Below are 5,216 nucleotides of genomic sequence, written 5' to 3' on the forward strand. Positions count from 1 at the left end.
GCGCAAGTAAGAACCCGATTGGTTCAACTAATAATCGGTGGGGATGGACGAACCCCCCCCACTGATTAAAGTTTCACTTTATCTATATTTAATAAAGTATGGACTTTTTTTAAATAACGTATAGATATACACAAAGAAAATGAGCTAAACTCCCTAACATAATAAAAATATGAAAAATCTCATGAAAGCCCATATATTTAAACGTTAACCATTTTGGTTTAACAGCGTAGATGATTCCACCAATTGTATATAAAAGTCCACCTAAGATAAGAAGATATAATCCGTTCATACTTAGTACATTTGAAAGAGGAGTGGCTGCGAAGATAATAATCCACCCCATACCAATGTAAAGTGCTGTAGATAGCCATCTTGGACATGTAAACCAGACTAATTTAAATACAATTCCGAGTACAGCGATTGAACAAACAATAGTGAAGAGTGTCCATCCTGTCATCCCATTTAAACTAATAAGACAGAAGGGAGTATAAGATCCAGCAATTAATACAAAAATCATGGAATGATCGATTCTTCTTAAGAAGGCAATAACCTTCTCTTTAGCAATGATCATATGGTATGTTGCAGAAGCTGCGTAAAGAAGAATCATGCTAATACCGAAGATAATGACTGCCGTAATCTGAATGGCTGATGATTGAGCGCCTGATGCTTTTATAACCATTGCGATTAAACCAATAAAGGAAAGCAACGCACCTGCTAAATGTGTTAGTCCATTGATAGGTTCTCTAATGTAAGTATTCATAATCTATATCTCCACCTCTCGTTATGTAGTTTTAATAACTACATATAATAATATATACATATCGTTATGTAGTCAACATTTACTTTTAAATGTATTCAAGATAAGATAATAGTAACTATTATTGAAAATGAGGTTTATATGGTGGGGAAATTACATTCATTTTTAGAAAAGCTTGAGCGTGAAAAAAATATAACTTTAGAAGATATTCCAGGTATTGATTTATATATGGATCAGGTCATTCAATTATTTGAGAACAAATATAGTGAAGCAAAACGAAATGAAGATGAAAAAGTTTTAACAAAAACGATGATTAATAACTACGCAAAAGGGAAGTTATTCTTTCCAATTAAGAATAAAAAATATTCAAAGGAACATCTTATATTAATCAGCCTTATTTATCAGTTAAAAGGGGCTTTAACGATTAAAGATATTAAAGATACACTTGAAGGAATGAATACGAAAATCACAGAAGATCATTTTTGTATAGATGACTTCTACAATAGTTACTTGCAATTGAGCACAAAGAATATGGAAAATTTTATGGCAGATATCAAAGAACGAATGAATGATGTGGAAGAGCAATTAACACATCTAGAGGGTGAGAACCAAGAATATACAGAAAAGGTTTTACTCATTGCATCGCTTGTGAATATCAGCAATTTATATAGAAGAACAGCGGAAAAAATTGTGGATGAATTAGTGCAGGAGAAGGAAAAATAAAAGTAGATGTAATTTTTTCCGAAGTGATTAAAGCGTAAGGAACAAATGGTTAACTAGTGGTTTTTGCTATCTTTAGAAAAGAAGCAAAATATGTTAAGTTAGACTAAAGGAATATTGAAATTAGATGATGCGTAAAGGGGTGTCCACGTATGTGTTTCTGTAATAATATCATTCAATCAGCATTAGCATTGGAAAAGCAAAAAGAATTAGAGAAGAAACAGCGTGAGCTAGAAACTGGTCGAAAAGAAACGATGGGAGATTGGCTTAACACTATAAAAGCACGCATGGTTATACCGAAAGATTAAATAATTCTGACCTTCTATCAGTTGATAGGAGGTTTTTTGCTTATCGATTATTCTGAATAAACAAGTATTTCTTATTCCAAGTGCTATTAATCCACATTTAAGAAAGCATATTATATGATAGGTTGTAGGTTTATATTTACAGTTAAATGAAGAAAGGAAGATACATTTTGCAATTTTTATCATCATTTCCACAAACAATTCAAGATTTGATTCATCAAGCGAGAAAAGAAAATTCTTCTGAATCATTTACTTCGCAACATAAAGACTATATTCCACCTAATCCAGACATTTTAATAGATGCAGCGGCTGCCTTGGCAAAGGGTAAAAACATACTGTTGAAAGGACCGACGGGATCAGGAAAGACGACATTTGCTGAAACACTGTCTCGTTTATTTCAAAATCCAATGCACAGTATCAACTGCTCAGTTGACCTTGATACAGAAGCATTATTAGGTTTTAAGACGCTACAATATAACGGAGAAAAACAGGAGATTGCCTTTGTACCAGGACCTGTTGTTCAAGCTATGAAAAAGGGACAGTTCTTGTATATAGACGAAATCAATATGGCGAAGCCTGAAACTTTACCAATTTTAAATGGGGTATTAGACTATCGTAAAACCATCACAAACCCATTTACATCAGAAGTAGTTGTGGGACAAGAAGGCTTTGGAGTTATTGCCGCTATTAATGAAGGGTATATTGGTACAACTCCATTGAACGAAGCGCTTAAAAATCGTTTTATTGTTATTGAAGTTCCATACATTCAAGGCGAGGCATTGAAACAAGTGTTGAAAGAACAAAGCAGTCTTGAAGATGATCATATGATTGAGTGGTTTACAACTTTATCTCGTGATTTGATTGCTGCAACGGAAAGAGGCGAGTTGTCTGAAGAAGCTGCTTCTGTACGTGCTTTATTGGATGCGGCAGACTTATCAACTGTGATTCCAATTGAACGCGCAATTCAACGTTGTATCGTGGATAAATTAGATGAAGACAAAGAAAAACAACTGATACAAAATATCGTGGATTTATTGCTACCGTAAGGGGGCGTGTTAAATGAGGTTTATTAAATTCAATGATAGTACGGTTGATAGTGCCTTATATATTCAACTTCAAGGTATTGCGCATATATTAACGGATAATGAAAACTTTACGTTTGAAATGGCATACGGTCATCAAATAGATCCATTGAAAATGGTCATTACGGCAAGCCACTTTTGGGATCATTATGAGGCAAGTAATCGATCTTCAGCTTATAAAAGTGATGTGGTTCTTCGTGCATTAGGAACCTATCATCATACAGATATTGAAGCATGCAAAAGCTTTCATAAATGGGTTAGTAAACAAAAGCATAAAAAGTTTGCCAATGCCCTTTTTACTTTACTTGAAGATGTGAGATTGGAAGAGATTTGTAAGAAAGAGAAGAAAGGAACTGCGAAATGGTTTAAAGTTCGTCGCGAGTTGCTTCTTTCCTACTTCCATACACAATTAAATGCTAACCAATTGCGAGAATTTGAATGCGATACATTGTTTTGTATGATTGCTGTCACGCTCTTATCTGAGCATCCTGTGTATAGCTTTTCGATTAAAATTAGTGAGCATCTTGAAGAACTAATGCAAGGAATTCAACATTTATTATATGAATTATACGATGCTAAAAATACAAAAGATGTAATACGTATTACACAATACGTATGTGCTCGAATCAAAGAAGAATTGAGTGAAGATATGATTCCTGCTTATTTCGTATTTCCAATTCATGAGCTATTGGAATGGGGGCAACTAAAGAATTCTGATTTAGATGACCTAAAGCGAAAAGATCCATTGCAAAATAAGGATGAAGAAGATGTAGATGAGGAAGAGCAAGAAGTTATTGATGAAACCTTTTCTACATGGCATGGTGAAAACAAGAATGAGGAACAGAAGCAAACATTTCTTCGATTTGAATTAGAACAAGGTACGAAAACATCCTTGATGGGTAAAGGAGCGAGAGAAGGTAGCGAACAAGATCAAGTTAATGCATCTGTACAAGGTTCAATGCAGAAAACAAGTCAACAACGCTATGAACAGCTACAAGCTTTAGATAAAGAGAAAACGAAACAGCAAGATAAGAAGTCTACGTATGCTTACGGTGAGAGAAACCAGTATGCTAAACATTTATTAAAACGACCTTCTGAATCGACGGAAGAACAACATGCACTTTATCGACGTTATGAAAAAGATGTAGAAGTTGAAATTATGAAATTGCGAAAAACACTAGAGAAGCATATTGAACAAAAAAGAAATCAGCAGCGAAGTGACTTATTATATGGACGTATTTCAAAGAAATGGGTTCCATTGCTAACTGATCCAATTCCTCGTGTTTTCTATAAGAAGCATCAACCTTCAACTGAACTTGATGCAATCTTTACGCTATTAATTGATTGTTCAGCTTCAATGATGGATAAAATGGAAGAAACGAAAAAAGCCGTTGTTCTATTTCATGAGGTATTAAAGCAATTGCGAATTCCGCATAGTATCGTTGGTTTTTGGGAAGATGCTGAAGAAGCGAAGAAGGACTATCATCCAAACTATTATCATGAAGTCGTTCCATTTGAATATTCTTTAGGGAAAAATGCAGGTGCAGCGATTATGCAATTAGAGCCTCAAGAAGATAATAGGGATGGCTTTTCGATACGAATTGCAGCAGAGGAATTGGAGAAAAGAAGAGAAAAACATAAATTTTTACTCGTTTTCTCTGATGGAGAGCCTTCTGCGAAAGACTATGAAAAGTTTGGTATAATTGATACGTTTGAAGCGGTGAAAATGACGCGTAAAAAAGGCATTCAAGTTGTAGGGATGTTTCTAGCAAATGGTTCGGTGGAAGAAAGTGAACGTGAACTCATGAAGAATATTTATGAGAAAGAACATCTTATGATTCCAGATATGGAAGATTTACCATCCATTTTTTCAGCCTTTTTGAAGAAAGTATTGGTGAAAACAATATAGAGAACTTGGGAGAGTTTATGATGATGCCAATTAAAATACCGAGAGAACAGAAACTCGAAATTGTAGCAAACATTCAAAACCACTTTTATAAAGAAATGTCAGATGAAATTGGTGATTTAGCAGCAGAGAATTTGTTAGATTTCATGTTAAAAGAGTTATCTCCATATATTTATAACCAAGCGATTAAAGATGCTCGCATGACGGTCGAGCAAAAGATGATTGCTTTAGAAGAAGATTTATATGCTTTAGAAAAGCCGATTCGATAAAAAATCTGCTCCTTTAATGAGGAGCAGATTTTTTAAAGAGATATGAAAGTATATAATTTTGCACGGTGTCTAGCTCTAGCTCTAGCGCCCAGCTCCTAGTAGACTTCACCAACCTCCCTACGATAAGTCAACTGAAAAATGCTGAAACGGGCCGTTGAAGTTAGACAATCGAATCGCTTA

At 34.5% G+C, this 5,216-nt stretch carries 6 protein-coding genes; 5 read left to right on the forward strand and 1 reads right to left on the reverse strand.

Annotation, left to right across the window (positions count from 1 at the left end; all coding sequences use genetic code 11):
• Window positions 1-109: 109 nt before the first annotated feature.
• Window positions 110-757 carry a PAQR family membrane homeostasis protein TrhA gene (gene trhA / locus V7014_RS21035; protein ID WP_335509996.1) on the reverse strand — a complete coding sequence of 216 codons (648 nt, stop codon included), beginning with the start codon at window positions 755-757 and terminating at the stop codon, window positions 110-112.
• A gap of 141 nt (window positions 758-898) precedes the next feature.
• On the opposite strand from trhA, the gene V7014_RS21040 reads away from it, so the two are divergent.
• From V7014_RS21040 to V7014_RS21060, 5 genes are all read left to right on the forward strand, one after another.
• Window positions 899-1,477 (forward strand): DUF1836 domain-containing protein, encoded by a 579-nt coding sequence (locus V7014_RS21040; RefSeq protein ID WP_335509998.1) that lies wholly within the window; start codon window positions 899-901, stop codon window positions 1,475-1,477.
• A 149-nt stretch (window positions 1,478-1,626) separates the two neighbouring features.
• Entirely contained in the window at window positions 1,627-1,782 is a 156-nt protein-coding gene (locus V7014_RS21045; RefSeq protein WP_335510000.1) for a hypothetical protein, read from the forward strand.
• Between the two features lie 167 nt (window positions 1,783-1,949).
• A complete protein-coding gene (locus V7014_RS21050; RefSeq protein ID WP_335510002.1) occupies window positions 1,950-2,825 on the forward strand; it encodes an ATP-binding protein in 876 nt (291 codons plus the stop codon).
• A 13-nt stretch (window positions 2,826-2,838) separates the two neighbouring features.
• Window positions 2,839-4,770, forward strand: a complete 1,932-nt coding sequence (locus V7014_RS21055; protein ID WP_335510004.1) for a vWA domain-containing protein — start codon at window positions 2,839-2,841, stop codon at window positions 4,768-4,770.
• 20 nt (window positions 4,771-4,790) lie between these two features.
• The gene (locus V7014_RS21060; protein WP_205062849.1) at window positions 4,791-5,036 is read left to right on the forward strand and encodes a DUF2164 family protein; all 246 of its coding nucleotides are present in this window, start codon (window positions 4,791-4,793) and stop codon (window positions 5,034-5,036) included.
• Window positions 5,037-5,216 lie beyond the last annotated feature (180 nt).

This window comes from Bacillus sp. JJ722 (genome assembly GCF_036963345.1).
Classification (GTDB): Bacteria; Bacillota; Bacilli; order Bacillales; family DSM-1321; genus Bacillus_AD.

Excerpts from the sequence above, each read along its gene's own strand:
- V7014_RS21055 (WP_335510004.1), top strand. The coding sequence starts at position 2,839 with ATGAGGTTTATTAAATTCAATGATAGTACGGTTGATAGTGCCTTATAT.
- trhA (WP_335509996.1), bottom strand. The coding sequence starts at position 757 with ATGAATACTTACATTAGAGAACCTATCAATGGACTAACACATTTAGCA.
- V7014_RS21060 (WP_205062849.1), top strand. The coding sequence starts at position 4,791 with ATGATGCCAATTAAAATACCGAGAGAACAGAAACTCGAAATTGTAGCA.
- V7014_RS21045 (WP_335510000.1), top strand. The coding sequence starts at position 1,627 with ATGTGTTTCTGTAATAATATCATTCAATCAGCATTAGCATTGGAAAAG.